The organism is Phenylobacterium sp. (assembly GCF_031425575.1).
Classification (GTDB): Bacteria; Pseudomonadota; Alphaproteobacteria; order Caulobacterales; family Caulobacteraceae; genus Phenylobacterium.
Genome location: NZ_JANPJP010000254.1, coordinates 1 through 1,514 on the forward strand (window position 1 = coordinate 1; position 1,514 = coordinate 1,514).

The window sequence follows — 1,514 nt, forward strand, 5'->3', positions numbered from 1 at the left end:
GAAGCCCTGAAATGGCTGCGGCCGGACGAGATGGCCGCGTTGCCGATGCCGCCCGCCGACGAGCCTCTGATCCCGATCCTGGAGCGTTTGCTCTGACTTCCCCTCCCTTTCAGGGATCGTTGCGAAATGGCGTCATGGGTAGCTGGGAGGCTGCGACGCGTTTGATAGTGATGGCGGTGGCCGTCTTTGGGTGGCCGGTTTGGCTTTGTGGTTGGGCGCTGGGTGGCGATCAGGCGAGCTTGAGCGCTCGTTTCATGTTGTAGGCGAGCGCGACCAGATACCAATGGCTCTTGTTCTTCGTCAGGCCTCGGTATCGGACCTTGGCCATGCCCATCCATCGTTTGACGGTCGCGAAGACGCCTTCGACCGGGGAGCGCAGGGGGGCGATGAGCTTGTTGTGCCGCTGCTGCCATCGGGTGAGAGGCGGGCCTCCGCCCCAGGTCTTGTGCATGATTCTCGGCTTGATGCCTCGGCTGCGAAGCGAGCGGCTACGCTCGCGCTTGGCATAGGCCTTGTCGGCATAGACGGCTTGCTCGTCGCCGCAGACGAGCTCGTCGGCCGGCACCGTATCGTTGGTGTTTGCACCGGTAAGCTCCAGCCGGCGGATCAGCCGGCTGCCATGATCGACGCCGATGTGGACCTTGTAGCCATAGCGGCCGCCCGGCTTGCCCTGGCGTGCGACGGGCCTGGCGTCCTCGTCAAATGGCGCCCGCTCGCCGCCGGGAGAGCCCGGACGATAGGGGCTGTCCACCAACGAAGCATCGATCATGGTTCCGCGCTTCAGGATCAGGCCGCGCTTCTCCAGCTGGAGCTCGAACTCGCCGAACAGCTTCTCGCTCAGACCATGGTCGCTCAGGCGGTTCCGAAAGCGGCACAGGGTCGTATGATCGGGGGACGGCGCCTCAAGCGAAAGCCCCAGGAACTTGCGGAACGAGACGCGGTCGTTGATCGCCTCCTCCAGATCGGCATCGGACAGCGCATAGACCTGCTGCAAAAGCAGCGCCTTCAGCATCAGCAGCGGCTCGAATGGGGGCCGGCCCGGCCCATCGTGCCGCAACGACTTCAAAAGCTTCTCGAAACGATACCACTTCACCTCACACGACAGCCGTTCAAGGCTCGCGTTCCGACCAAGCTTCGGTGACACCCACTGATCCGCAAATCCCCGCTGGCCCGCCATCACCGCCTCCTTCGATGACTCAGTGAATCAGTCTCCGAAGAATTATGCAACGATCCCTTACAGGGAGGGGAGCTTTGGCGCCCGCTTGCGCCAAGCCGCGGCGAGCGCCGCCTTGAGCAAGTCCTCCGTCACCGCCTCCAGCCGCACCAAAGTGCTCCCGCCGCGCCCCCAGGCCCCCGCCGCCGGCTTGAACGTGCCGGGCGCCAGGGTCATGAAATCCTCCTGCTGCTCCGGCATCAGCGACGCCATCCCCCAGGCCTCGTCCGGTGAGCCGAGCGTAGCGAAGATCTTTCCACCGACCCGGAAATCGGCATGGCCCATGTGGCTGCCCTCCTCG

Annotated in this window: 2 protein-coding genes; both read right to left on the reverse strand. The window is 64.5% G+C overall.

The annotated features are described in order from the left end of the window. Positions 1-229: 229 nt before the first annotated feature. Entirely contained in the window at positions 230-1,177 is a 948-nt protein-coding gene (locus tag RMO97_RS14585; RefSeq protein WP_310541773.1) for an IS5 family transposase, read from the reverse strand. Positions 1,178-1,234: 57 nt separating this feature from the next. Then, on the reverse strand, positions 1,235-1,514 hold a 280-nt coding region (locus RMO97_RS14590), incomplete at its 5' end, for an MmcQ/YjbR family DNA-binding protein (RefSeq protein WP_310541774.1).

What these genes read in the sequence shown, in the direction of transcription:
- RMO97_RS14585 (WP_310541773.1), bottom strand. Translation starts at nt 1,177, where the DNA reads ATGGCGGGCCAGCGGGGATTTGCGGATCAGTGGGTGTCACCGAAGCTT.